Origin of the sequence: Hoeflea ulvae (assembly GCF_026619435.1) — a bacterium.
Classification (GTDB): Bacteria; Pseudomonadota; Alphaproteobacteria; order Rhizobiales; family Rhizobiaceae; genus Hoeflea; species Hoeflea ulvae.
On sequence record NZ_JAOVZQ010000001.1, the window covers coordinates 4,884,409 to 4,910,674 of the forward strand.

The window sequence follows — 26,266 nt, forward strand, 5'->3', positions numbered from 1 at the left end:
CGGGACATGGGTTGGGCAGCGGATCTTCGGAACCGCTCTCCATCGAACAGGTTCTGCCATCGTCAGAATCAGCGAAATCCCTGTTGGGAATCACGCTTCAGCGGTAGACAGCTCCGGCAAACATAAATATGAATGATTTAATCATGTATTCTAGACAACCCCGTCCCGCTCAACGGTCGAAAGGGTTGCCAGCACAGGTTTGAGTATCCTTATGCACCTCCCCCAAGTCCGGAAGCACTTCCTTGTCCGGAGTCGGACACGTCAGTCCAGCCACGACAAACCCAGGCCGGATCGGGCGCAACGGACGGGGCGATCGACTCAAGTGCGCTGTTTCGAAATCGCCGGGAAATCGCCATATCCCATGACGGCTCGCTCTACCGGTTGCGCATCACCCGGCAGGGCAAACTCATCCTCAACAAATGATGTCGGATCGTACCACTGCAGCATTGCAGCCGACCCTGCGCGGATATGAAAGCCGGGCGCGCCATGTGCTGAGCACGGACCGGGCCGCCTATTTCTTTGGCGGCGCTGCGGATGAATTGACACTTGAGGCCAATCAGCGCGCCTTTTCGGAGATCGAACTGCTCCCGCGTGCGCTTCGCGACATGCGCGGCGGCTCGGCCGGCCTGACCCTGCTTGGCCAGCCAATGGCGCATCCGGTTCTGGTGGCCCCCGTGGCCTATCAGAAACTGGTTCATCCCGATGGCGAAGCGGCAATGGCAATAGGCGCCGCCGCCCAGGGCACCCATATGGTGCTGAGCACCCAAAGCAGTGTCGATGCAGCCGAGGCCCGCAGGGCCGGTGCCTACTGCACCTGGTTTCAACTCTACTGGCGGCCCACGCGCGAGGACAATCTGCGGCTTGTGCAGCGGATGGCCGATCTGGGGTACACCGCAATCGTGCTGACAATCGACGCGCCGGTGCAAGGAGTGCGCGATCGCGAGACCAGAACCGGCTTCCGCTTGCCTGCTGACATCTCTGCGGTCAATCTGGAGAACATGCGGCCGCCGCAATTTGCGCCGCTGGGAGACGACGAATCGATCCTGTTTGACCGCATCGCCCATATCGCCCCCGAATGGGCCGATGTGGAATGGCTTTGCGAAAATTCGCCGCTGCCGGTGATTCTCAAGGGCATTGTGCATCCGGGGGATGCGCACAAGGCGGTCCTGGCCGGCGCGCGCGCCATCATCGTTTCCAATCATGGCGGCAGGGTTCTCGACACCATACCGGCCAGCATCAGATTGCTGCCTGCGGTGGTCAAGGCCTGTGACGGGGCGATTCCCGTGCTCATGGATGGCGGCGTACGACGCGGCACCGACATCCTGAAGGCGCTGGCTCTCGGGGCGACGGCCGTGCTGGTCGGCCGCCCGGTGATTGCCGGCCTGGCCGTCGCCGGCGCTGCCGGTGTCAGCCATGTCCTGCGTCTGCTGCATGACGAATTCGAGATCGCCATGATGCTGACCGGTTGCCGTACGTTGAACGATATTACCCCCGACATCCTCTACCGGCCGGACCAGCCTTAACCGCCTGATTGCCTATCGGAACGAGTAGCGGATTGGCGCCAGCAGCGTGAAGCTGTCGCCTTCGAGATAGCTCGGCGGTGTCGGCAGCTTGCCGATTTCAGTGAACACCGCGAGGGCCGCCTCGTCGAGCACCGGCCAGCCTGACGAGGTCTCGATCTGCGACGACAGGATCGACCCATACTGATCCAGCGTGAACCGCACCCGGACTTCCCCTTCGATCCGCTTTTGACGCGCCAGCGAAGGATATTTCCGCACCTTGCTGATCCTGAGCACGATATCGCGCTGCCATTCCCGCACTTCGGCCTTTTGTTCGGCGGTCAGCCCCTCGCCCGTGGCCTGGGTGGTTTCGGCGGTTTCTTCGGCAGCAACGGCAGCAACCGAAGCATCCGCCGCATCACTTTCCTGGGCACCGGTGGTGCTGGCCTGCTCGACATCCTCCGGCTTGTATTCGGTGGCGATCTCGTGCGCGAGTTCCTCGGTATCCTCGACCGGTTCCGGACTGGCCACGCCGAATTTGAGGCTTTCATCCTCCACATCATAGGGAATCTGGCTCAGCATCGGCTCTTCCGCCGCCTTGGCTGGATCGACGACTTCCGGGCTTTCGGTGATGGTCGGTGCCTCGGCCGATTCAGTCGCCTCGGCGCTGTCTTCGGCCATATCCGCCGGTGCCGCGATCAGGTCGGAGAGGTCGAACATGATAGCCCCGGTGATGCCGGCATCCACCGGCTGTTCGACAGCCGCAACAGGCTCATCCCGCAGGGCCAAATAGGACAGCCCGCCATGCAGGCCGACACTGACGACCGCCGCGCATGCCCAGAACCAGATGCCGGAAGCCGACCGCTGGTAGATCAGGCTCATGGCTGCGGCCCTGTTGCAGGTGAAGGTTGCGCCGCGCCGGGAGCCGTGCCGGCTTCGTCCGGCACGGCGTTTTCATCCAGCCCCACCAGTCCGATCTTCAAGAACCCGTCGGCCCGCAGGATGTTCATCACCCGGATGAACTCGCCATAGGGCACGGATTTGTCCGCACGTATGTAGATACGGGTGTCCCGCTTCTGCAGTGTGGCGATGCCGACATCGACGTAAAGCCGCTCGAAGGTCGTGCTGGTCTCGCCGACCGAAAGCTGAAGATCCTCGGCGATGGTGATGAACACCGGCTTGAGCGGCCGTTGCGGCGGTTCGGCGACAGCTACCGGAAGCTCGACCGGAATATCCACCGTCGACAGCGGCGCCGCGATCATGAAAATAATCAGGAGCACCAGCATCACGTCGATGAAGGGCGTGATGTTGATGTCGTGGTTTTCCGACAATTCGTCGTCGTCAGCAATCCTGCCAGCCATGGCCTTTACTCCGCAGCCTCGGCAAGGTCGGTGACCTCGGCACTTGGCATCGCGGGTGCAACCGTCCTGACGCCTTGGCCCGCAAGATCGAGATCGCGGGACAGCGTGCGCTCGACCAGCGCCGCCGCATCGGCAAGCATCACCTTGTAGCCGCCAAGCCCGCGCGCAATCAGATTGTAGAAGATCACCGCCGGAATTGCCGCCACCAGCCCGATTGCGGTGGCAAGCAGTGCTTCGGCGATCCCCGGCGCCACGACAGCGAGATTGGTGGTGTTGCTTTCGGAAATCGAAATGAAGGAGTTCATGATGCCCCAGACCGTGCCGAACAGGCCGACAAAGGGCGCGGTCGAGCCGATATTGGCGAGAATGCCGGTGCCCGCCATCATGCTTCGCGCCGCCCCGGCCTCGATGCGTGACAATTCGGAAGACACGCGCTCCTTGACGCCGGCCTTGTCGAGCCCGCCGGCGCTGCTGCGCTCACGCTCGCGCAGGGCGGCATGCACCATGCGGCCGACAATTCCCTTGCCGTTGGCAAAGAGCGCCTGCACCCCGGTCAGGCTGCCATGGGCGTCGAGACGACGAAAATTGCGCTTGAGCGTGGCGCGCTGCCACAGCAGATCAAGCGTCTTGGCAAAGAAGATGATCCAGGTCAGTACCGACGCAAAGGCCAGCGAGATCATCACCGCCTTGACCACCCAGTCGGCGGCCATGAACATGCCGATGGCGCTCAGTTCGTCTTCGCCTGCCTGATGCAGCCAGGCCGAAAGACTTGCAACAATGCCGCCAAGCAAATTGCCCTGGACAGCGCTCTCTGCGGCTTCCTGCGCAACAGCCTGTCCTGCCAGCAGCACGAGTGCGGTCACCACCCCAAATCGGATCAGTTTCGTCTTCATTATTCTCAGGCCTCTGCCCATGTGCGGATCAGGTTGTGATAAATACCGGTCAGCCGGACGACTTCGCTGTCTCCCGTCCCCAGGCGCACGGAAAGAGACTGAATCGTCTGGTCAAGATCGAACAGCATCGTGCGATGCGCGTCCGACCGGATCATGCTCTGCAACCAGAAGAACGAGGCGACCCTCGCGCCGCGGGTGACGGGCACCACCTGGTGCAGGCTCGTCGCCGGATAAAGCACCATGTGGCCGGCTTCCAGCTTGACCTCCTGGGCGCCGTAATGGTCCTCGACGATCAGTTCGCCGCCATCATATTCGTCCGGCTCGCTCAAAAACACCGTCATCGAAAGATCGGTTCTGAGCCGCTCCTGGGTGAGGTGATTGAGGCGGATCGCGTTGTCGACATGGACCCCGAAGGTTTCCTGCGTCTCATAGCGGTTGAACATCGGCGGCAGGATTTTCAGCGGCAGCGCCGCTGACAGAAACAGCGGGGTGGCAGAGAGTTTCTGCAGCAGAAATTGACCAAGCTTGTGGGCAGCATCGCTCGTCACCGGCAATTGCTGGTTCCGCTTGACCTCCTCCGACTGGACGCCGGCGGTCTTTGCGCCTGACTCCCACTCGGCCGCGTCAAGCACCTGCCGGAAGTGCCGCACTTCATCCTTGCTCAGGACGTCGGGGATCGTGATCAACATCTGGCTTATCCCATGATAGGCGTTCCGGACGGTGACCCGCCCGGAACGTTGTGTCGTATCAAGCCTTAGAACTTGGCTTTCAGGTTGAGCGAAAACTCGCGGCCCGGCGCCACATAGGTGAATGGCGAACCGGAGCGGTAGGCGGTGTCGTAGTAGGTTTCATCGGCCACATTGGTGACGTTGAACTGCAATTCCGCATGTTCCGAAAACTCGTACTTCGCCAGCAGGTCGAAGGTCGTGTAGTCAGGCAGGGTATTGCCGTTTGCCGCCACGCTTCCGAGCTTCCGTCCGCCGGCATAGGTTACCCTTGCGCCCAGTGTCAGCTTGTCATTGAACTGGTAGGTTCCCAGAAGACTGAACTGCTGATGAGCGATATTGGCAATGTCCTTGCCGATATCATCGGAGCTGATGCTGTCCACGATCTTGCTGTCCATCAGCACGGCGCCGCCGAACAGGCTGATCCGGTCGGTCAGATTGCCCGACACGCCGACCTCGATGCCCGTCATGCTGTATTTCAGCGTGTCGAGATACTGTGTCGGAGCCGGACCGCCGCGGCCATCGGGATCATAGTCTTCACGGGCATCGGACTTGACCGTGTGGAAGACAGCAGCCGTCAGCAGCAGATTGTCATTGTATTCGTATTTGACGCCGGTCTCGTAGGACATGTTGCGTTCCGGAGCCAGAACCGTGCCACCGTCATCAAGTCCGCCGTAGAAGCTGCCGCCGGCAGCGATTTCCTGCCCGGACGGGTTCGAGGAACTGGCGACTGCAGCGTAGAAGCTGGTGGATTCCCATGGCTTGTAGGTGACGCCGGCATTCCAGTTGAACAGCGTGTCCTTGCGCGCCAGATCGGAGTTTCCGGAGCTGCGCTGGTTGTCATAGAAGTCCACGCGGACCCCGCCATTGATCAGCCACTGCTCGTTCAGCTCGATGGTGTCGAGTGCATAAAGCGATGTCGTGCGCACCCGGGTGGTGGTCACGGAATCGCCCCGCACCGGAGCTTCCCCGGCCCAGCAGCCTTCGGCGATCGGGTTCGGATTGACCGCGGTCACGGTACAGCCGCGCTGTCCGGCCGGCGGCAGATAGTCCTCGCTCTGCAGGTTCTGATAGCTGCTGGCGCTGACCTTCTCATCGCTGTAGCTCAGTCCCGCCACATAGGTATGCGCGACCCCGCCCAGCGAGCTTTCACCCGACAATTCAAGCACATCGGAGAACACGTCGGTTTCCTGGTACTTGCTCTTGAAGCTGAGCGACACCTGCCAGTCATTGATGTTGCTCGACCCGTTGGTGATCAGGCTGCTCGGTGCGGTCAGCACATAGTCATTGACCGACTGGGAGTAGCGCGCCGTATTGCTGAGCTTGAGGCTGTCGGTCAGCTCATACACCGTCTTGATCGTGCCGACGGTCTGGGTCACGTCCTGATAGTCGCGCCCGACCACGCCGTAGAATGTGTTGCGGTCGACACCATATTCGGTCACCGGTCCGCCATTGTCCGACAGATAGGGAATACCCCAGTCCGGTGTCTGCTTGATGACCGTGTGCGCGACATCGGCCTCGATCGTGAACCGGTCAGACGGCTTGATGGTCGCTGCAGCCGCAAAACCGCGGCGATCGTCTTCGACATTGTCCCGGCCGGCAACTTCGCCATCCTGAAGCAGCGCGTTGATGCGGACCTGAACCTGCTCGTTGAGAACATGGTTGAAGTCAATCGTGGCACGCTTGGTGTTGGCGCTGGTGAAGGTCGTGGAGGCTTCGTAGAAGGAAATATCCTTGGCCTTTTTGGTCACGATATCCAGCGCACCACCGGTGGTTCCGCGGCCGCCGATTGTTCCGGCCGGACCCTTGATCACTTCAATCTGCTCGGTGTTGAAGGTCTCGTGCACGCTGATGCCGGAATCGCGGACGCCGTCGACATAAAGGTCGTTATTGGCCTTGAAGCCACGGATATAGATGTTGTCGCCGAACGCGCTGCCGCCTTCGCCGAAGCCCAGCGAGATGCCGGGTGTGGTCCGGGCGATTTCGCGAACCGATGTCATGCCGGTGGTTTCGAGAACCTCCTTGCCGATCGCGGTGACGGTGCGCGGCGTATCGGCGATGCTGCCGGGAAGCCGCGAATTGGCCAGCCGGTCGCTCTTGAACGGGGCATCCGGATCCGCATAGGGGTTGCCCCGTGCGATTTCCTTGGCCTTTGCCGCAGCAGCAGCTGCCGCCTGGGCTTCGGCTTCGGCAAGCTGATTGGCTTCTTCAAGCGCTGCGGCGCGCGCGGCAGCCGCATCTGCCTGGCGCTGGGCCCGGGCTGCAGCGGCACGCTGCTCGGCACGCCGGCGTGCGGCGGCAGCTTCCTGGCGCGCAGCTTCAGTCGCCGCGGTCGGCTCTGTCTGCTGTGTGGTTTCGACTTCCACGGTGGGAAGAACGATGGTCTCGCCGTCCTGCGCCAGCGCGTGATGCGTTCCCGCGGCCACAAAGCAGGCTGCTGCCACAGTGGCGCTCAACATGTCCGTGATCTGCGAGTGCGAATTTTTACGACTACCGGTAACCGGCGCGCCTCTGAGCGAGACTTTCATGTCCCATCCCCCAATTTAGAATGTACAAAGGTTTGTGAGCCTCCCGAACGGATTTTCCGCGGGGAGAGACGGGTTGGCTGGCTCACAATCCTTACCGGGGAACGCTGGCTGGCTACTATGCCTACCCAATAGTTGACCGATTTGGTCAAGTAAAGTGCCTGCCCAATGGAGGGGAGGCAAAAAATCCCCAGCAGCCAGGCCAAGGACGGCGTGACGCTGCCTTAGATCATTGTAATTATAAGGAAATTTTAACATTTTTTAAGCTTCCGGCGAAATCCGCGCGGCGAATAACATGGCGGCAATGTGGCAATTTTGCTACAGGATACGATTGCGCCCGCACCTCAGGCGCACCTTCAGATTGCATGGCCGAAGCCCGCCCGCGTTGTAAAACCTCTTGCAAATTGCAGCCACTGGCCACCGATCCCAAATATCGCTTTCGCTCATTGGGACGAAATCGAACTTGACTGTGTTATCGCTAACACATAACCTTCGCCCGACTTCTGGACATCTATTTGAGCAAGGACTTCGTCATGGCGGACCACGACCTGTTTGACCTGAGCGGCCGCACGGCGCTTATCACCGGCTCTTCCCAGGGCATCGGCTACGCGCTTGCCGCAGGTCTTGCCGGGGCCGGGACGACGCTGGTGCTCAATGGCCGCAACGAGAGCAAACTGGCCGATGCGGCGTCGCGGCTGGCCGAGACGGGTGCAACCATCCATCAGCTCGCCTTCGATGTCACCGATCACGCTGCCGCCCGCGCCGCCGTGGATGGATTCGAAGCCTCCGTCGGGGCCATCGACATCTGCGTCAACAATGCCGGCATGCAGCATCGTGCGCCGCTTGAGGATTTTCCAGCTGATGCCTTCGAGCATCTGCTGCGCACCAATGTCAGCTCGGTTTTCAATGTCGGCCAGGCCGTCGCCCGGCACATGATCGGCCGTGGTGCCGGAAAGATCATCAATATCGCCTCGGTGCAGACCGCACTGGCGCGCCCGGGAATCGCCCCCTACACGGCGACAAAGGGCGCTGTTGCCAATCTGACCAAGGGCATGGCGACCGACTGGGCCAGGCATGGCCTGCAATGCAACGCCATCGCACCGGGCTATTTCGACACGCCGCTCAATGCCGCACTGGTTGCCGATCCGGAATTCAGCGGCTGGCTTGAAAAGCGCACCCCGGCGGGCCGCTGGGGCAATGTCGAGGAACTCGTCGGCGCCTGCATTTTCCTGTCCTCCAGGGCCTCGTCCTTCGTCAATGGCCATACGCTCTATGTCGATGGCGGCATCACGGCCTCGCTCTGAGATGGCACGTCACTTTGTCATCATGGGCGTGGCCGGCTGCGGCAAGACCAGCGTCGGTGAGGGCCTGTCACAGCTGACCGGAACCCGGTTCATCGACGGCGACGCCCTGCACCCGAAAGCCAATGTCGACAAGATGTCGGCCGGCACTCCGCTGACCGACGAGGATCGCTGGCCCTGGCTCGAAGCCATCGGCCGGCAATTCGGTAGCAGCGCCGAGCCTCTAATCATCGGCTGTTCGGCGCTCAAGCGCAGCTATCGCGACAGGATCCGGCATCACTGCGGCGGTGCGGTGACATTCATTCACCTCACCGGAAGCCGGGATGTGATCAGCAGGCGCATGCAGCAACGCAAGAACCATTTCATGCCGCTGACACTGCTCGACAGCCAGTTTGCGGCGCTCGAACCACCCGCAACCGACGAAGCCTCGATATCCATCGACATCGACCAGCCGCTCAAGGCCATCATCGCCGCCGCGGCACGCCATTCTGGAGGACACCAATTTGACTGAAACCATAGCCCTGATCGGGGCCGGCGCCATGGGCAGCGCAATCGGCACGCGGCTGCTGGAGACCGGAAACAGCCTCGCGGTCTTCGATCTCGACGCTGACAAGGTGGCGGACCTGGTTGCCAAGGGCGCCACCGCCGCGGCTTCCGCCGCCGAGGCGGCAGCCCGATCCGACTATGTCGTCACCAGCCTCAACTCCGCCGAAATCGTAAGACGCGCCGTGTTTGGCGCGGCAGGCGTGGCCGAAGGCGCAAGACCCGGCACCATCATCATCGACATGTCCTCGATCGATCCGGTGGCGACACGGCAACTGAGCCAGGACGCCCGCGACAAGGGCCTGCGCTGGGTCGATTCCCCGCTGTCAGGCGGCGCCCCGAAAGCGCGTGTCGGCGAGCTGACCCTGATGGCCGGCGGCGATGCAGATGATGTCCAGCAGGCTCACAAGGTGCTGCGCCATGTCGCCAGCAATTACACCCATATGGGTCCCAGCGGCGCCGGACAGACCACCAAGCTGATCAACCAGGTGCTGTGCGGGCTCGGCTTCCTGGCCGTTGCCGAAGCCACTCAGCTGGCACTGGATGCCGGTGTCGATGCAGCAAAAATTCCGCTGGCGCTCAAGGGCGGCCGCGCCGACAGCGCCATCCTGCAGGAATACATGCCACGTTTCGTCAGCAAGGATTACCGCCGCACCGGCCGGATCGACAACATGGTCAAGGATCTCAACGGCGCGCTGGATCTGGCGCGCACCAGCCACACATCAATGCCGATGACAGCCCTCTGCGCCGAAATTCACCGGATGCTGACGGCTGCCGGCCTGGGCGGCGAAGACCAGGCCGCCGTGATGGAATATTTCAAAGGCCCCAACAAGGAACACTTCACATGATCACCCGCTACGCCCTTTTCGAAGGCTCGGTCAAACCCGGCAAGACTGACGCCTTCCGTTCCGCGGTCATGGACCGTCTCGTGCCATTGTGGAAACAATTTGCCGGCGCGCAGGAAGTCCGCGTCATGTTCGGCGAGGAACGCGACGAAGGCGCCCCGGAATTTCCGCTGATCCTCGCCATCAGTTACCCCGATCGGGCAGCCATGGAGCAGGCCTTGCAAAGCCCTGCCCGGGCACGATCGCGCGAGGTCACCGGGGAAATCGTTGCGGCATGCTTCGACGGCCGCATTCACCACCATGTCACGCTGGCCAATTCCTTCCCGCTCTGAGCCAGGTGCGTGACTGAGAAATCCGGAGCGCAATGCTCCGGATTTTGCGATCCCTCCCGCACGGCTGTGGCTGCGTCACCCTCCGGATCACGAGCATGAAATCAGCAAGAAAACCGCCGACCATGGCCGATGTCGCCCGCGAGGCCGGCGTCTCGCCGATGACCGTGTCACGGGCATTCAAGTCCGACGCCTATGTCAATGACGAAACCCGCAGGGCCATTCTGCTTGCGGCCGACCGGCTCGGCTATGTCATGGACAGCATGGCGTCAGGCCTGTCATCACGCAAGACCGGCTTTGTTGCAGTCACCATCCCTTCCATCAACAATGCCAATTTCGCCGACACGGTGCGGGGACTGACCGACGGCCTGCTCGACAAGGGACTGCAGGTGCTGCTTGGCTACACCAACTACAGTCTGGAGGAAGAAGAACGGCTGGTGCGCCAATTGCTCACCCGCCGTCCCGAGGCCATCGTGGTCACCGGCGGCAAGCACACAGGAAAATGCCGCGCCATGCTCGAAAATGCCGGGATACCGGTCATCGAGACTTGGGACTTGCCGCCGGACCCGATCGATTCGGTTGTCGGCTTTTCCAATGCAGAAGCCTCGGCCATGATTGTCAGACATCTGGTCAGCACGGGCCGCAGCAAGATCGCCTTTCTCGGCGGCGACACCAGCCGCGACACCAGAGGATTTGACCGCCGCCGCGGCTTTGTCCGGACCATGCAGGAGCTGAAGCTCGATGCGACCCGGCTTGCCGAGATCGGTCCGCCACCGATCTCCATGCGCGAGGGGGCAGACGCGCTGGCGCGGCTGATGGCGAAATGGCCCGACACCGAGGCCGTGGTCTGCGTCTCCGATCTCGTCGCCTACGGCGCCCTGACCGAATGCCAGCGCCTCGGCATCGAGGTGCCGGGCGAAATGGCTGTCGCCGGTTTCGGCGCCTATGAAATCTCCGACATCTGCGTCCCCCCGATCACAAGCGTGGATCCGCATTGCTACCAGATCGGCCTTTTGTCGGCCGGGCGCATCCTCGAGCTGTTGTCGGATGAGGAGGATGGGAAGAGCCACCGTCAGACCGTTCTCGACCCCGGCCTGCTCATCCGCGCCTCGACAGTCTCGCCCGAAAAGGCCTGAGCCGGCGCGCATAGATGGACCGGTCGTTCCGCCGATCGAACCCTGGCGAGAGCCCGGCAGGCTCTGGCGGCCGCTTCTCATGCCCCTTGCCTAAGCGGGCGGCTTCATGGCACGATCTGCGCTGACAACGGGCTTGGGAACAGTTCGCATCATGGTCGAACGACCCCTCTAAAATGAGCCAGTTCAACGTGTCTGACACCCTCACCGATTCTCCACATCAGATCGCGGACAGCCCCACGTTGGGTGACCGATCGTGAGCGCCCGCCGGCCGGCAGCGCCCGGGCAAAAACAGCCCGCCGTCCTGCTGTCGCAGAGGCTTCGGCCCCGGACCAAAACCATCGCCACTGCGCTTGGCCTGCGCTTTTCAGGCCGCTGGTCCGTCAGCCGGCCCGAGATCGTGGTCACCTCCGACGACCCCGCCGAGCAGTGGCATGCCGAGCGCTACGCCCGGCGCCGGAACCTTCCGGTGCTGCTGGTTTCACCCCTGCATGACGGAGGTCACCGCGCCGAAACGCCCGGGCAGCCCGTCTCGGCCCTTGCGGTTCGTAACAGCACTGCACCGGACACACTCATCCAGACCATCTGGCTCGATGCCTATGACGGAACGCCAATCGATCAGGACGCGGCACAGGCGCAGCAAGCACTTCTGAAGGACCACCACGCGGCCAACAGCCAAAAGGCCATCTGCCTCGGGGTCCAATGGTGGAATCATCCCTCGATCAGGGCATTTCTCACCGGTGCAGGCGGGACGCCGGATTTTGTCGAAACAGAGACCGACGCAATCCGCCTCGCGCAAACACAGGGCGGCAGGATCTATTCATGGGCAGCCAGAACCACACCGGAATTTGAAACGCTGTGCCGGCAATCAAATCTCTCCCTGACCCGCATCGAGGACGGCTTCCTGCGCTCGGTCGGCCTGGGTGCGGGCCTTGCCCGCGGCGCATCACTGACCTTCGATTCGCGCGGAATCTATTACGATGCCTCGCGCCCCAGTGACATCGAGGTCATGCTCGAAGAGCTCGATCTGGACGAGGCGCAGATCAGGCGCGGCGCTGAGCTGCGCCGGCTGATCGTTGAAGCGCGGCTGTCGAAATACAATGTCGGCCGGATCCGGGCGGAGCGTTTTTTCCCGGCAGGGCGGAAGGCCATTCTGGTGCCCGGACAGGTCGGCGATGACGCGGCCATTCTGAAAACGGTTTCGACAACGGTCGACTGCTCCAGCCACGACACCGTCAACGCATCTCTGCTCCAGGCCGTGCGCGCCCGAAATCCCGATGCCTATATCATCTACAAGCCGCATCCCGATGTCGACAAGCGCCTGCGCAAGGGCGCAGTGCCGGAGCAACTGGCGCTGACCTATGCAAATCGTGTGGTGCGCGATGCCGATATCATTGATCTCATCGATCAGTGCACGAGCATCGAAACGATCTCGTCTCTTTCTGGATTCGAGGCCTTGCTGCGCGGCAAGCATGTCGTCACCCACGGCACCCCGTTCTATGCCGGTTGGGGGCTGACCGAAGACATGGTTTCGCTGGCGCGGCGCACCCGCTCCCGCAGCCTCGACGAACTGGTCTACATCACCCTGGTGGCCTATTGCCGCTATATCGAACCGTTGAGCATGCGTCCCTGCACAGCTGAACGCCTGATCGAGACGCTGGTGCGTCAGCGCGGTGATCGCAGGCATCACTGGGTGACGACCCTTTGGCGCGAGCTCTCCTGGATCGGCAGGAAGCTGGGTATCTGAGCGCTGCGCGGGGAAAACCACCGGTGGCCGGCCTATGAAAGCTTCAGTGTCTTTTTCCAGAATTCGAGCTGTTTCGACCGGCTGGTCAGGTTCAGCTCGCGCGTATAGGCCAGCGTCGAATTGCTGCTGGCCTTGAGACCCGTCCGGTCGATCGCGCCCAGAAAATCCGCCCAGTGCTCAACCGTGTTCTCCAACAGGAATCCGGCCTTGTTGGCCTCAATGTCCTGCGCGAAATTCCAGCTGTCGCTGTAGATTCCGACTCCGCCGGCAACGGCATGCTCGATCAGCTTGTTGAACGAACGGGCTTTGTTGAATGCCGTCGGCAGGCTTGGATAAAGCAGAACGTGAAAGCGCTGCCTGGCGAGCCGTTTCCGGTACAACGGCCATGGCAGGTGCTTTAGGATCTGCAGTTTCGGATGTTTCCTGAGATGGGCCGGCACGTCCGCGGTGCCGATGATCGTCAGCCGCAGATTGAGATCCCGTGCGGCCAGCTCCTCGAACACCTGCAGCACGAAACCGCGATCCGAGGCATGGCTCGAGCTCCCGAGATAGCCCACTTCCAGCGGCGCCCCGTCCGCCAATGGGTCGAAATGGCTGCCGTCGGCCAGGGCTTCCGACCAGAATGGATCAAGTTGTACGACCCTGTGTCCGCGGTCCCGGTAGACATCGGCAAGCACCGAGGACGACACGATGATCGTGTCGGCGCGCTCGGTCAGGCGCCGGTGCTGGCCGTCGCGCAGGGTGATCAGCCGCTGCCGGTAGGCAACCGGCAGGCTGGTGTCGTCATCAAGCGCCCACAGATCGTCGTCGATGATATAGCAGAACTGCCCGCAAGACTTCCGCAGCAGCCGCTCGACCACAGCAGGGCTGTCCCGGCGGCTGACGATGATGGAATCACCGCAGGTGAAGGAATTCGCCCCCACCCGCCTGATCGGCGCGGGATAGAACGGGCGGCTGCCAAGCCAGCGCCGGCAGGCATTGAGGAAATAGAGGTCGGTTGTCGGCAAGGTGCGCGAGGCCGGACCGATCCAGTCGTGAGTTGAGAAATCGCCCGGTCGCATTGCGTTGCCCATTCCTTATAACCAAGCTTGTCGGGCACTTCGGTCATCCGAGTCTGGATCGCGATGAAAGAGCAACGATGTCAATTTTCCGGTAAGGCTTCCTTCCCGGTCGACAGCGGCGGCTCTCAAGGTTGGCAATCAGATCCGGATGCAACCTTGTACTGGAACGGCTGCAGCTTTTCCAGATGGCTTCGTTACTCATTTGCCGCGGCGGGCCCAATCCTTCCGTGGTGGACGGCAGCATTGCGGACGCAAAACGGAATCGCTTTCATCCGATCGTGAAGCACTCTAGGTTCGCGGCAATCCATGATCCCCGACCCTTTGGGCATTTGAGCACTGACATCATGAAAATTGCTTTGGCGACATCGGGACTCTGGCAGTTGCAGGAGGCGATCGAATTGATCACCGGAGGTGAGGCCTGTCGTCTTGGGCTTCTTGGCGGATCGTCGGACGCCATCGCCGGCTGGGGCCACAAGCCGACGGCCGCTCGTGGCCGCAGGATTGCCCGTCTCCGGAAACTGCCCTATCTGGCCTTCGAGGACGGGTTTCTCCGATCCGTTCACCCCGGCAATGCTGAAAAACCGCTGTCGCTGGTGCTGGACCGAAGCGGCATATATTACGACGCCCGGCTGCCGAGCGATCTCGAAGCCCTTGTCCACAAGCGCATGGCGAGCGCCACGCCGGAAGACGAGGCTCGTGCGGCGATCGACCTGCTCAGGCGCAAGCGGCTTTCGAAATACAACAATTCAACCCTCTTCGACATCTCCGCGCTCAAGCTTCAATCGGCAGACCGGAGCGATCGTGTGCTGGTTGTCGATCAGACAGCCGGCGACGCCTCCATTGCCGGCGCCCTTGCGGGAGAGAAGAGTTTTTTGTGCATGCTCAGAAGCGCTGTTGCGGAAAATCCCGGTTCCGAAATCCTCATCCGGGTGCATCCGGAAACCATTGCCGGGCGCAAGGCCGGTCATTTCACGCAGCAGTCCCTTGAGGCCCTTGCGCACTCCGATCCCGGCTGCGCGCAAGCGCTGCAGACCGGCCGGATGCGCCTGACGCCGGAGCCGGTCAATCCCTGGGTGCTGCTGGAAGCCTGCGCAAAGGTCTATTGCGTCTCAAGCCAGCTCGGCTTTGAAGGGCTGATGGCCGGCTGCGAGGTCCACACCTTCGGCGTTCCCTTCTACAGCGGCTGGGGACTGACCAGAGACCGCAATCCGATGGTTACCGGCCGGCGCGCGCCGGCCTCGCTCGAAGCGCTGTCTGCAGCGCTCTATTTCGACTACAGCCATTATATTGACCATCAGAAAATCCGGCGGATAGGCTTCGCCGAAGCCGCCACGGTGCTCGAAGACAGAATCCAACAGTTCGCCCGGACACCGGACCACAACGGTCCCAACGCCTGAGCCGAGCACGGCGCGCCGCTTCGGACCGCAATCTCTCGGGCCTTGCGGCGTGATGCCTTAGGCCTCAGGCAACAATGCTCCGGGATTCATCAATCCGTCAGGATCGAGCGCGGACTTGATGCGTTGCATGACGTCCAGCCGAACCGGGTCGATCAGGCGAGCCATTTCGCTCGTCAGCTTGCGGCCGATTCCGTGTTCGGCCGAGAAGCTGCCGCCATGGGCCGCCGCCACGTCATGGATGGCATGCTCGACCTCCAGTTCCTTGGCCGGCTTGTCGGGATAGGATGCCCAGACCTCGTGCGGGAACATCACGATGTAATGCACATTGCCGTCGGCCAGATGGGCGACGATCGCCCGTTCGGCCTCGGGAAAGCGGTCCGCCGTGATCCGGTCGGCCGCCTCGATGAAGGCCGGAATGGCCGATGGGCGCACCGACGTGTCGAGCACGACACCGATCCCGTTGATCTTGTTCGCCTCGGTGACCGAATGGCGGAAATGCCAGATGTCATGGGCCTGCTGTTCGCTCTGGGCAATCACTGCATCGCTGATCAGGCCCTCTTCCATGGCCGCTGCCAGCACCGCTTCAAGCTGGGGCGTCAGGTCGTCATGGCTGGCCGGAGAGGCAAGTTCAATCATCAGCGAATACAGGGGCACGTCCGACAACGGCATGCGGACGCCCGGGATGTGGCGCAGCACGTAGTTTGCCTCGGCGCGGTCCAGCAGTTCCAGCGCTTCGATCTGGCTGCCAAAAGCCGCGCGCACCCGGTTGCCGACCTCCAGCGCCGCCTCGACGCTTTCCAGCCCGAGCCAGGCATGGGCGCGGCTGTTCATGCGCGGGGCAAGGCGCACCACTGCCGCCGTGACGATGCCCAACGTGCCTTCAGCACCGGCGACAAGTTGGGTCAGCGAATAGCCGGTATTGTTCTTGCGCAGGCCCGACATCTCATTGACCACCTGGCCGTCGGCCAGCACCACTTCCACGCCGGCGATCAGGTCGCGCATCGAGCCGTAGCGCAGCACACCGGTGCCGCCGGCATTGGTCGAGATCAGCCCGCCGATCTGGGCGGTTCCTTCCGAGCCGAGATAGAGCGGAAACTGCATGCCGAGCCGTTCGGCTTCGGCATGCAGTTCGGCAAGTGTCACGCCGGCATCGACACTGATCAGGCCCGAGCGTGCATCGGTTTCCCGCAACGCCCGCATCCGCCTGAGCCCGATCACCACGCCGGATTGCGGCACCGTCCCGTAGCACAGGCCGGTATTGCCGCCTTGCGGGAAGATGGCGATCTTGCGCGCCGTCACCGCCCGCACTGCGGCAGCGGCCTCGGCCGTTGTTGCAGGCAGCAGCACCGCCAGCGCCGAGCCGGTGCGGCGGTTGCGGAAATCGGTCACGAAGGGAGTCATCTCGGCGGGGTCGGTCAGCAGGCCCTTCGGTCCGAGTATCGTCGACAGTTCCTCAAACAGATCCTCGGCGATCATTGTTTCACGCAGCCTCGGTATCGTGAAAACCGGCCAATGCGGTCTGCAGCAGGGCCGTGGTTTCATCCGAAGGGTCGGTCAGCGGCAGGCGAACGCCGCCCATCTCCATTCCGGCCAGTGACATGAAATGCTTGAGCGGACCGGGATTGGTTTCCCGGTAGATCGCCTTGAGCACAGGGTCGATCCGGTTCTGCATGGCCAGCGCCGCCTTCAGATCGCCGCTGGAGGCAAGCTGGAACACCTTGATCCAGAATTCGGGATAAATCGTCGCGGAGGCGAGAACGCCGCCGACGGCGCCAAGGCCGACATGGGCGGCAAAAAGCGGCTCTTCCCCGGACAAGACGGCCAGCTTGTCGCCGACCTCGCGCAGCACGGCAATGAATTCCGGCATGTCGTAATTCGAATATTTCATCCCGATGATGGCCCCGTCATCGGCGAGCTTGGCATAGGTCTCGGCCGAAATCGATGCATTGGTGCGGCGCGGGATCTCATAGGCCAGGATCGGCAGGTCAATCTGGCCACGGTAGTCGTTGAAATAGCGGCGCATGCCTTCCTGCGGGCCCACCGCATAATAGGGCGTGACCAGCATGACGCCGGCAGCCCCGGCTGCCTTGAAATCATGGCCGGCGTCGAGCGCGTCGTGATAGCCCGTGGCCAGGATGCCGGGCAGTACCGGCGCACTGCCGGCAGCTTCGACACAGGCCGCAACGATGTCGGCGCGTTCCTTGCGCGACAACGCCGTGTATTCGCCGGTTCCGCCGATCGGCACGATGCCCGTCGCACCGGCCTTGAGCTGGCGCTTGACCAGATCCTTGAGCACGGTGAAATCAACCGAATTGTCTGCACCGAATGGCGTGACGATTGCGGTGAAAAGGCCCGAGATATCGGCTTTGGTGAGAGACATCTGAGTAGTCCTTGTTTGATAGGTGTAGAAAATTAGAGGAAGCCGAAAAGCCGCGGCAGCGTGAGCGAAATCGCCGGAACATAGGTCACCAGCAGCAGAACGATCAGGTTGGAGGCGAGGAACGGAAGCGATGCCACCACGATCCGCCCCAGCGGCACCCCGGATATGGTCGAGCCGAGATAGAGCGCGAGCCCGTAGGGCGGCGTCATCAGGCCGATCATCACATTGAGAACCATCACCACGCCGAAATGCACCGGGTCGACGCCCATTGCCGCCAGGATCGGTGTGAACAGCGGTGCAAACAGCAGCAATTGCACCGAGTCCCCGATCCACAGACCATTGAGCAGGAAGAACAGGTTGAGGCACAAGAGCAGCAACCAGGGCTGAAGCTGGTAATACGTCACCAGATCGAAAAGCTGGGTGGGCAGGCGTTCATTGGCGAGGATCCACGAAATGATCGTGGCGAATCCGACGATGAGATAGACCGAGGCCGAAGTCCGCGCCGACCGGTCGAGAATCTCCCACAGCGCCTTGAGCGTGAGATTGCGATAAGCGAGAACGCCGACCAGCAGCGCATAGGCGACGGCAACCGAGGCTGCTTCCGTTGCGGTGAAGACGCCCGAAATGATCCCGCCGATGATGATCAGCGGCATGAAGATGGCAAAGAACGCATTGTAGAAAATGCCCAGCGCCATTCTCAGATTGAGGCCGGCGATCGGATTGGCATGGTATCCGCGCACCCGGGCAAGGACGAAGATCATCGCCATCTGCCCCAGCCCGAGCATCAGGCCCGGCACCGCGCCGGCCAGAAACAGGGCCGCCACCGAGGTGTTGGTCAGCGCCGAAAACATGATCAGCGGAATTGACGGCGGGATGATCGGGCCCTGGATTGCCGAGCTCACCGTCAGGGCTGCGGCGAAATCCTTGTCATAGCCGTCCTGCTCCATCATCTTCATTTCGACCGGGCCGAGCGCCGAGATATCGGCAAGCGCCGATCCCGAAACACCCGAAAACAGCATCGAGCCGACAACATTCACATAGGCGAGGCCGCCACGCAGGCGCCCCACCAGCAGGCGCGAGAGATTGACAAGCCGCTCGGTCATGCCGATGGCGCTCATGATCTCGCCGGCAATGATGAACAGCGGAATCGAGAGCCAGATGAACACATCCATGCCGGTGAAGAACTTGTGGGCATAGATATCGAGCATGCCGGTCATGCCCGGCTTGATGAAGAAATAGGAAAGCGCTGCAAAGCCGATCGCAAAGATGACCGGACTGCCCAGCAGCATCAGGAACAGCAGCAGACCGATGATGACGAGGAGAGGTTGATCCAAGGCTCAGATCTCCGAATTCAGGATTGAAGGGCCACTATTGACGGGGCCGTGGATCGCCTCGCGAATGGCGAGGACCAGCATCTGGAACATCATCAGGCCCGCCCCGACGGGGATTGCCAGGTAAATCCAGAAGAATGAAATGCCGATGGTGACCGACTGGCGGCGCATGCCGAAAAGCGCATTGTCCAGGCCCTTCCAGACGAGAATGCCCAGAAGGCCGACGAGCAGCAGCCGAAAAAAGGCGTTGCGGTAGCCGATCAGCCGCTGGGGCCAGAATCCGTCGAAGAAATCGACCCGGACGAGCTGATCATCCTTGACCAGCAGGCTGCCGGCCAGCATGACGACCCAGATCATCAGATAGCGGGCCGCTTCTTCGGGCCAGGGCAGCGAGAATCCGAAGCCGTAGCGCAGCACGACCTGCACGAACAGCACGGCCGCGATGATGATGAGCAGAAGGCGGGCAATGGTTGAGGCCAACCACGCCAGCGAGTTGGCAATCCGTCCGAGCACAATCAGCATGGTAACCCCGCGAGGCAGTGAGCAAGAGGACAGGCCCCCCGTAAGGGGCCTGTATCCAGTTCCAGCGGTAAGCCGCTGATCACTTCGCCTGGGTGGCGGCGACGGCTGCCTTCAGCTCGTCAATGATTTCCTGCCCGACCTGCTCGGCCAGAATATCGGCCACCGGCTTTTGCGCAGCATCAACGAACTGCTGGAACTCCGCCGCTGTGGGCTGGTAGATTTCCACGCCGGCAGCCCGGATCTTGGCAAGATCCTGCGACTCCTTGGCCGTGATCACACCAAGCATGGCGAATGTCGCTTCCGAAGCCGCATATTCAAAGGCCTGCTTGTCTTCGTCCGAGAGACCCTGCCAGTATTCCTCGTTGATGGTGATCAGCGGCATGTTGATCAGGTGGTGATCGAGTGTGTAGAATTTCTGCACTTCCTGCAGGTTCGCCATCAGCATCGTGTAGGGCGCATTTTCCTGTCCATCGACAACGCCGGTCTGCAGCGCACTGTAGAGTTCGGCCCATGCGATCGGGGTCGGCGAAGCGCCCAGCGCCTTGACCATTTCAACGTGAATAGGGATCTGCTGCGTGCGCATTTTCATCCCGACCATGTCCGCCGGCGACTTGATCATCTTGGTCGAGCTTGAGAAGTTGCGGAAGGCGGACGGCAGGTAGGACAGGATGCGGACGCCGGATTTCTCGGCGATCTTGTCGGACAGCGAGGCGCCGAACGAGCCATTCATGACTTCGCGGGCCTGGGCTGTCGACGAGAATGTGTAGGGCATCTCGAGCACGGAAGCGATCGGCGCATAGGCTGCGATGTGACCGGCACTCAGGCCGCCGACCATCTGCAGCGATCCGCGCACATTCTGTTCGGCAAGCGATTCGAGATCGCCCATCTGGCCGCTCGGGAAAACCTCGACTTCGAATTTTCCGGCGGTCTGCGCGCCGAGCACGGACGAAAACACTTCCGACCAGGTCCAGTAGGTGTTGTTGAGCAGGTCGCCTTCGCCATCGACGTGAGCCAGACGGACGGTATCGGCCTGTGCGGTTGCCGCACCAAGCATCAGGGCGATGGAAGCCACGGCGCCAAAGCGCATCTTACGCAAGAAGGTCATGATATTTCCCCAGTTTTTATCGCCCAACGACATGCCGGACTGTCACATGAGATTGAGGGAAACATCCATATTCGTCAACAATTTTTATTATACGAAAAATTTCTTCCCATAATACGCGTCGTGTATTACCCTCTCAAAGGTGGAAAACACAGACGCTGTCGCTTACCTTGCGCTGTCGGCGCAATCGGATGACAGTCATCGGAGCGGCCTGTAGAGTATCGGCTCCTGTGCCGGATTTTCCAACGGATTTTGGATGCGCGCTTGAGTATGGGGAAACATGATGAATGAGCAGGCAACGCTGCTGAGTGGCCAGGTCCTGATGAGCCAGAAAGAGGCTCTTGTCAGTTCGCCCGAATCCGGCAGTGCATCTGTTGCGGACCGCATCGTCGAGTTGCGCAAGGCCCGCAAGCTGACCTTGCAGGAATGCGCCCGGCTGTCCGGCGTCGCCGCCTCGACCCTGTCCAAGATCGAGCGGCGGGAACTTTCGCCGACGATTTCGACGCTGCAGAAGATTGCCGAAGGGTTTTCCGTCGAACTCACCGAACTGATCACCCAGACCCGGCCGGCCTATGCACCTGGCCGGCGCGCGGTCAGCCGTGCCGATTCGGGCAAGGCGCACACATCTCTGTCCTGCGCCAATTTCCTGCTCTGCGGCGAGCTGAAGGACAAGCGCATGATTCCGGTGCGCACCCGCATCACCGCCCGCGGTGTCGAGGATTATCCGGTCTGGGCCCGCAGCGACACCGAGATCTTTCTCTGGGTCGTCTCCGGCCGCATGCTGCTGCATTCCAAGGTCTATGAGCCGCTGGAGCTGGGGCCGGGCGATTCGGTGTATTACGACGGCAATGGCGAACATTGCTGGACGTCGGTCAGCGAAGAAGATGCAGAGGTCGTCTGGGTCCTGAGCGCCTGATGTGAGCGGCTTTCTCTCCTTCGAAGAGGCCCGGCGCAGCGCGCGCCGCCGTCTGCCGCGCGGCCTGTTCGACTATATCGACCGCGGCGTCGGCGAAGAGGCCTCGCTGCGGGCTTTGCGCACCCGGCTGGACGCGGCCGGAATCACACCGCGGATGCTGACCGGCGCCGATGCGTCCGACACCGGTGTCACGCTCTTTGGCGAGCAGCATCAAGCCCCGTTCATCATTGCCCCGACAGCAATGGCCGGCCTGGTCCATCGCGGCGGCGAAGAAGCGCTGGCGCGTGGCGCCGCGCGCTGCGGCGTGCCCTTCTGTCTCTCCACCCAATCACTGAGCAGTGTCGAGCAGATTGCCGGGGCCGCGCCCGGCCTCGACATCTGGATGCAGATCTATCTGTGGCAGGATCTCGCCCTGTCGGAAGCCTTGCTGAGCCGGGCCTGGGACACCGGCGTCCGGGTTGCCGTCATGACCATCGACACCCCGGCAGGCTCCCGCAAGGAATGGAACCTGCGCAGCGGCTTCGACATGCCCTTCAGACTGTCCCCGCGCAGCCTGTGCGATCTTGCGCTGCGCCCGAACTGGCTTTTCGGCGCCGTCCTGCCCAGAGCCATCCGCCACGGCCTTCCCGCCATGAACAACTATCCCGAAGCCCTGCGGCCGCGCCTGATCGGGGCGCCCGTCGACCCAAGGGTCACCTTGATGAAGGGGCTCAACTGGGACCATGTGCGTTGGCTGCGCGATCGCTGGGCCGGCAAGCTGGTGCTCAAGGGAATTCTCTCCTGCGCGGACGCCGAGACGGCAATCGGCATCGGCGCCGACGGCATCGTGGTATCCTCCCATGGCGCGCGTAATTTCGACGCTTCGCCCGCCCCCATCGATGTCCTGCAGGATATCGCTTCTGCATGCGAGGGCCGCCTGACGGTCATGGCCGACAGCGGCGTTCGCCGCGGTCTCGATGTGCTGCGCTACCGGCGCCGTGGCGCCGAGGCCGTCATGCTCGGCCGCCTGCCGCTCTGGGCCCTGGCCGCGGAGGGAGAGACCGGCGTCGTCAAGGCCCTGTCAATCCTGAGGGAAGAATATGCCGAAAGCCTGCGCTACAGCGCATGACTGTGCCGGCGCAGGTGCAGTTTTCAAAGCCGCGTTTTCACCCCTTCAGTACTTGCCCACCAGATTGACGAACACGCCCTGATTGTTGTCGCTCAGATCCGTCAGATCATCGGTGAAACGGCCGAAATTGTAGCCCAGGCCGGCTTTGGCATTGTCTCCGATATGGCGGTAGACGGCTGTGACCGCGCCATAATCCGTGGTGTTGGCGCTGGGCGAGCGCAGTATTCTGCCCTCGACCAGCACATCCCAGCGATGAATGACATGAAGATCGGCCCGCAGGATGCCCAGATGCGCCGAATTGTCTGTGTAGATGCCCGCCCCGCGGGTGGTCTCGACATCGCCGATGCGAAAGCCGTATTTTGCTCCGACATCGACATACTGGTTGACCTCATAGGTGCCATCGACACTGAGCACGTGGCTGCGCTGGCGCGGTCCGGCCGCCTGGTTGGCGGAATTGACCTGGTCGACACCGGGCAGATCGAACAGGAACCCGTATTTGAACAGGAGATTGAGCCTGTCATTGTCCACCGGCCGGTAGGCGTAGCCGAGGCTGCCTTCGACATAATCGCCATCAAGAATGGAGGATTGGTCCGATCGCGAGACCACTGCATCAAGACTGGCCAGCAGGCGCCAGTCCTGATTGGTCTTCCAGCTCAGCGCGCCGCTGACCAGATAGGAATCGCGATCCCGGCTGCCGTCCTCTGAGTCCTCAAAGCCCAGCGCGCCGCGCAGGCGGCCGCTGAGCCTGTCCTCGTCCTTGTAGGAAAGCCCCACGGACACCGCCTGCCGATCAAAATCGGAATTGTCGGGATCCCGGATCTCGCCGGTTTCGAGCGCGGCCTGGTAGGTCCATTCGGTATCCGGTGCATAGGACACGCCATAGGCGCTGGTCAGCGACCGCCGTCGGCCGAACATGTCATAATTGTTTTCAGAGGTGAGCGAGAGCGCGTCATTGTATTTGCGCTTGGCTCCGACGACGATGCCGCCACGGTCATTGCCGATGGCTCCGGTGCCATCAAGTTCACGATCCGGGTCAAGCCGGTAGCCGACATGATACTCCGCGACATCGGTCGGATTGAAATTGAGCGCGGCCATGGCGCCGATCCCGCTGGTTCCCTCCGACACTTCGCCGCTGACACCAACCGTTTCGGTCAGCCGCAATTCCGTGCCGACACCCGCCCGGTCATTGCGCTCGATCCCCTCCGAAGGCGCCAGGGTGGCCTGACCGAAGACATAGTAGTTTCGACCCTCGCGCGGCGCATAGGCCAGCCGCACGCCGCCATCGGTGCGGCGGCCATTGTCCCCGGCAACCCCGGTGGGATTGGCAAGTTCGGTGTGCTTGAGGCCGAAGGATGTCCTCAATGTCTTGTTGAGATCGACCACCACATCGCCGGACGCCTCCGCCTTCTTCTTTCCCGCCGCATCACTGTAATCGTCATAGCCGAGCCGCAGTTGCATGCGATCGGTCAGCGCGAACTCGCCAAACCCGCCGATCACCCTCTGATCGACGCTGGTCTGGTCATCGAGCGTCGAAAACCCGGCCTGCTTGCTGTCGTAATGGGCGCCAAGGCGACCCTTGGGCATTCCCGCACCCAGATCCGCCAGGTCAAGTTCGCCGCGCACCCGCCAGGCATTGGCGACCTGACCGATCCTGCCGGCACTGCCTTTGCCGACGATCGTCAAGCCGCCATCGGTCGAGGTCGAGCGGCCGAAACCGGGTCCCTCGGAACGCGCATATTCGCCTTCGATAAAGGTGGTGTCGCTGTGTCGGATGCGGAAGTCGGCGCCAACCAGTTGCTGATCGGCGTCAAGATCGCCATTGCCTGTTTCCTCGCTCAGGCCGGTCACGCCGAGGCGAAGCTTGTCCTCGAGCCAGGTCTGGGCGCGGCCGCCATAGGAATAGCCATCCACCTCCGACGTGGCCGGGGTGTATTCATACTGCACCACCAGATTGACCGGATCCGATCCCAACGCCCCGTCGCGCACGACGGCATCCGCGCCGGCGGTCGAGGACAACGGCTTGGTGAGGATGATCACGCCCTGCATGTAGTCGATCGTGTAGTCTTCGCTGGCACTGAGCTGGCGCCGGGTCTTGACCAGGCCTGTCACCGAATCGCGGATTTCGATCGAAACGGTTTCCGAGCCGGTGCTGATGTCCTGGCGCTTGAGGAAATAGGCGGAGCCGCCGGTGCCGCGATAGACATCGCGCTGCGGCAGGGTGCCGGGCTGGGCGGCATAGAGCGCGGCCTCGGTCCGGCGTTCGCCGAAGCTGGTCATGTCTTCCGACCGGTAAACCGCGCTGGCGCCGTAAAGCGCCCGCTCGTTGCGCAGATATTCCGAGCCATTGACCGCGGCCTTGAAATTTCCCCACATCACATGGCTGTCGCCGCGCTCGAGCCGGATATAGAACTTTCCGCTTGTCGGAGCATCCTCGACCGCCGTCGAATCATCGCCATAGATCGGGTAGTATTTTTCAGGATCCAGCCGCCGCAGCAATTGCCGCGGATTCTTGGAATCCAGCCCCTTGAAAAGGGTGTCCAGATCGTCCTCGCCGGTGTCGGCCGATGCCGTGAGCAGGTATTTTCCCTTGATCTTGCCCTTGAGATAAAACGCAGCCCGGCCTTTCGAATAGACCCCGTCATATTCCGATGGATCAGCGGCAACGACCCTGTCGCTGCCGAAGCGTTTGCCGATGGTCAGATCGGCGAGGCCGACATAGAACCAGTCATCGGCGGGAATGTTGACATCGCGCGAGAAGCTCAGCCCCTTGCCCGAGGCATTGCCGAGCGCGACATCCACCCTGTGCTCGCCCGGCGGCAATATCCGCTGGACAACGAATTCGCCCTCGGCGTCGACCGGCACATGTTCACCGATCGCAGTCACCGCATAGCCCGCCGGCACATCGCGGCCATAGACGGTGACGGCGCCGCCATGAACGGGAATATTGCGGATGGCGGCGTGATCAAGCCCGTCCTCAGATGGCCGATCGCGCGGCAATTCCGTCGAAGTGGCCGAACGGATCAGCGATTGCGGATGCGTCTCGTCGAAATGGCCCTGGGCATCATAGACGCGCAGCACATAGGCAAATTTGTCCGATCCCTCCGTCGGCATCACCCAGACCGCATGTCCGGACCGGTCGACCGGAATGATGACGTCCTCGCGGCTCGACAGGGATCCGTGCGTGGCCCCGGCGCGGACACGGATCTCCGAATGGGCGATCCAGGCCGGATAATTGCTCGCAGCCACAAAGCCCACGGCGTCGCCGGCCCGGTAGGCGCTGCCGCCCTCTGAAGTCGTGACGCTGAGAACTGGGCGGACGTCAAAGCCGTCGAACTTCACCTGGATATCTGCGTCCTGCAGACCGGCGCCTGTCGCGGATGTTTCGGCAATGCCGGCCGGCGCCCCGATCAGCTGCTCGCCGTCGACCGACACCGAGATGCCGAGATCCGCGCTATCTGAAAGCTGCCGGAATTGTCCGTCTGAATTGGAAGGCATACGGACAGAGTCCGCCAGGACCGGACTTGCCAGCACGACGGCAACGGCGGCGC

At 62.1% G+C, this 26,266-nt stretch carries 22 protein-coding genes and 1 pseudogene; 11 read left to right on the top strand and 12 right to left on the bottom strand.

Translation table 11 applies throughout. From position 1 onward, the window contains the following. Nucleotides 1-318 precede the first annotated feature (318 nt). Both hemP and OEG82_RS23170 read left to right on the top strand, forming a co-directional pair. A pseudogene (hemP, locus tag OEG82_RS23165) lies at nt 319-423 on the top strand (hemin uptake protein HemP); the annotation flags it as partial. Continuing rightward, entirely contained in the window at nt 423-1,523 is a 1,101-nt protein-coding gene (locus OEG82_RS23170; protein ID WP_267614716.1) for an alpha-hydroxy acid oxidase, read from the top strand. The pseudogene hemP and the gene OEG82_RS23170, both read left to right, overlap by 1 nt. A 12-nt stretch (nt 1,524-1,535) precedes the next feature. Here OEG82_RS23170 and OEG82_RS23175 read toward each other — a convergent pair whose 3' ends face one another. From OEG82_RS23175 to OEG82_RS23195, 5 genes are all read right to left on the bottom strand, one after another. Next, nucleotides 1,536-2,381, bottom strand: coding sequence for an energy transducer TonB (locus OEG82_RS23175; protein WP_267614717.1), 846 nt, complete (start codon nt 2,379-2,381; stop codon nt 1,536-1,538). Then, nucleotides 2,378-2,860 (bottom strand): TonB system transport protein ExbD, encoded by a 483-nt coding sequence (gene exbD, locus OEG82_RS23180; RefSeq protein WP_267614718.1) that lies wholly within the window; start codon nt 2,858-2,860, stop codon nt 2,378-2,380. The genes OEG82_RS23175 and exbD overlap by 4 nt, the downstream gene beginning before the upstream one ends. Nucleotides 2,861-2,865: 5 nt before the next feature. Next, nucleotides 2,866-3,753: a tonB-system energizer ExbB gene (gene exbB / locus OEG82_RS23185; protein ID WP_267614720.1), complete on the bottom strand. Its 888-nt coding sequence runs from the start codon at nt 3,751-3,753 to the stop codon at nt 2,866-2,868. Between the two features lie 5 nt (nt 3,754-3,758). Next, nucleotides 3,759-4,442, bottom strand: coding sequence for a Fe2+-dependent dioxygenase (locus OEG82_RS23190; protein ID WP_267614721.1), 684 nt, complete (start codon nt 4,440-4,442; stop codon nt 3,759-3,761). A gap of 65 nt (nt 4,443-4,507) precedes the next feature. Continuing rightward, nucleotides 4,508-6,937: a TonB-dependent receptor gene (locus tag OEG82_RS23195; RefSeq protein ID WP_267614723.1), complete on the bottom strand. Its 2,430-nt coding sequence runs from the start codon at nt 6,935-6,937 to the stop codon at nt 4,508-4,510. 599 nt (nt 6,938-7,536) lie between these two features. Here OEG82_RS23195 and OEG82_RS23200 point away from each other — a divergent pair. The 6 genes from OEG82_RS23200 to OEG82_RS23225 all read left to right on the top strand — a co-directional run bounded on the left by OEG82_RS23200 (nt 7,537) and on the right by OEG82_RS23225 (nt 12,901). After that, the gene (locus tag OEG82_RS23200; protein ID WP_267614724.1) at nt 7,537-8,307 is read left to right on the top strand and encodes an SDR family oxidoreductase; all 771 of its coding nucleotides are present in this window, start codon (nt 7,537-7,539) and stop codon (nt 8,305-8,307) included. A 1-nt stretch (nt 8,308) separates the two neighbouring features. After that, nucleotides 8,309-8,815 (top strand): gluconokinase, encoded by a 507-nt coding sequence (locus tag OEG82_RS23205; RefSeq protein WP_267614725.1) that lies wholly within the window; start codon nt 8,309-8,311, stop codon nt 8,813-8,815. Continuing rightward, nucleotides 8,808-9,695, top strand: a complete 888-nt coding sequence (locus OEG82_RS23210) for an NAD(P)-dependent oxidoreductase (RefSeq protein WP_267614726.1) — start codon at nt 8,808-8,810, stop codon at nt 9,693-9,695. Before OEG82_RS23205 ends, OEG82_RS23210 begins: the two co-directional genes overlap by 8 nt. Then, nucleotides 9,692-10,024: a hypothetical protein gene (locus OEG82_RS23215; protein WP_267614727.1), complete on the top strand. Its 333-nt coding sequence runs from the start codon at nt 9,692-9,694 to the stop codon at nt 10,022-10,024. The genes OEG82_RS23210 and OEG82_RS23215 overlap by 4 nt, the downstream gene beginning before the upstream one ends. A 95-nt stretch (nt 10,025-10,119) precedes the next feature. Then, entirely contained in the window at nt 10,120-11,157 is a 1,038-nt protein-coding gene (locus OEG82_RS23220) for a LacI family DNA-binding transcriptional regulator (RefSeq protein WP_267614728.1), read from the top strand. Nucleotides 11,158-11,410: 253 nt separating this feature from the next. Beyond that, a complete protein-coding gene (locus OEG82_RS23225; protein ID WP_267614729.1) occupies nt 11,411-12,901 on the top strand; it encodes a capsular polysaccharide export protein, LipB/KpsS family in 1,491 nt (496 codons plus the stop codon). A gap of 32 nt (nt 12,902-12,933) precedes the next feature. Here the strand turns inward: OEG82_RS23225 and OEG82_RS23230 are convergent, their stop codons facing one another. Further along, a complete protein-coding gene (locus OEG82_RS23230) occupies nt 12,934-13,962 on the bottom strand; it encodes a glycosyltransferase family protein (RefSeq protein WP_267614730.1) in 1,029 nt (342 codons plus the stop codon). Nucleotides 13,963-14,306: 344 nt separating this feature from the next. Here OEG82_RS23230 and OEG82_RS23235 point away from each other — a divergent pair, with 344 nt between their 5' ends. After that, nucleotides 14,307-15,359, top strand: a complete 1,053-nt coding sequence (locus OEG82_RS23235) for a capsular polysaccharide export protein, LipB/KpsS family (protein WP_267614731.1) — start codon at nt 14,307-14,309, stop codon at nt 15,357-15,359. Between the two features lie 57 nt (nt 15,360-15,416). Here OEG82_RS23235 and OEG82_RS23240 read toward each other — a convergent pair whose 3' ends face one another. The 5 genes from OEG82_RS23240 to OEG82_RS23260 all read right to left on the bottom strand — a co-directional run bounded on the left by OEG82_RS23240 (nt 15,417) and on the right by OEG82_RS23260 (nt 20,697). Then, on the bottom strand, nt 15,417-16,835 hold the full coding sequence (locus OEG82_RS23240) for an FAD-binding oxidoreductase (protein WP_267614732.1): 1,419 nt from the start codon (nt 16,833-16,835) through the stop codon (nt 15,417-15,419). A 4-nt stretch (nt 16,836-16,839) separates the two neighbouring features. Further along, complete coding sequence (gene dapA / locus OEG82_RS23245) at nt 16,840-17,739, bottom strand: 4-hydroxy-tetrahydrodipicolinate synthase (RefSeq protein WP_267614734.1); 900 nt, start codon at nt 17,737-17,739, stop codon at nt 16,840-16,842. Nucleotides 17,740-17,771: 32 nt separating this feature from the next. After that, nucleotides 17,772-19,073 (bottom strand): TRAP transporter large permease, encoded by a 1,302-nt coding sequence (locus OEG82_RS23250; RefSeq protein ID WP_267614736.1) that lies wholly within the window; start codon nt 19,071-19,073, stop codon nt 17,772-17,774. 3 nt (nt 19,074-19,076) lie between these two features. Beyond that, nucleotides 19,077-19,592 (bottom strand): TRAP transporter small permease, encoded by a 516-nt coding sequence (locus OEG82_RS23255; RefSeq protein WP_267614737.1) that lies wholly within the window; start codon nt 19,590-19,592, stop codon nt 19,077-19,079. Between the two features lie 79 nt (nt 19,593-19,671). Beyond that, nucleotides 19,672-20,697 carry a TRAP transporter substrate-binding protein gene (locus OEG82_RS23260; protein ID WP_267614739.1) on the bottom strand — a complete coding sequence of 342 codons (1,026 nt, stop codon included), beginning with the start codon at nt 20,695-20,697 and terminating at the stop codon, nt 19,672-19,674. A 280-nt stretch (nt 20,698-20,977) separates the two neighbouring features. Between OEG82_RS23260 and OEG82_RS23265 the strand changes: the two genes are divergently transcribed. Both OEG82_RS23265 and OEG82_RS23270 read left to right on the top strand, forming a co-directional pair. Further along, on the top strand, nt 20,978-21,610 hold the full coding sequence (locus OEG82_RS23265; RefSeq protein ID WP_267614740.1) for a helix-turn-helix domain-containing protein: 633 nt from the start codon (nt 20,978-20,980) through the stop codon (nt 21,608-21,610). A gap of 1 nt (nt 21,611) precedes the next feature. Further along, a complete protein-coding gene (locus OEG82_RS23270) occupies nt 21,612-22,718 on the top strand; it encodes an alpha-hydroxy acid oxidase (protein WP_267614741.1) in 1,107 nt (368 codons plus the stop codon). A gap of 45 nt (nt 22,719-22,763) precedes the next feature. On the opposite strand, the gene OEG82_RS23275 is transcribed toward OEG82_RS23270, so the two are convergent. Beyond that, a complete protein-coding gene (locus OEG82_RS23275) occupies nt 22,764-26,213 on the bottom strand; it encodes a BamA/TamA family outer membrane protein (RefSeq protein WP_267614742.1) in 3,450 nt (1,149 codons plus the stop codon). Between the last annotated feature and the right edge of the window lie 53 nt (nt 26,214-26,266).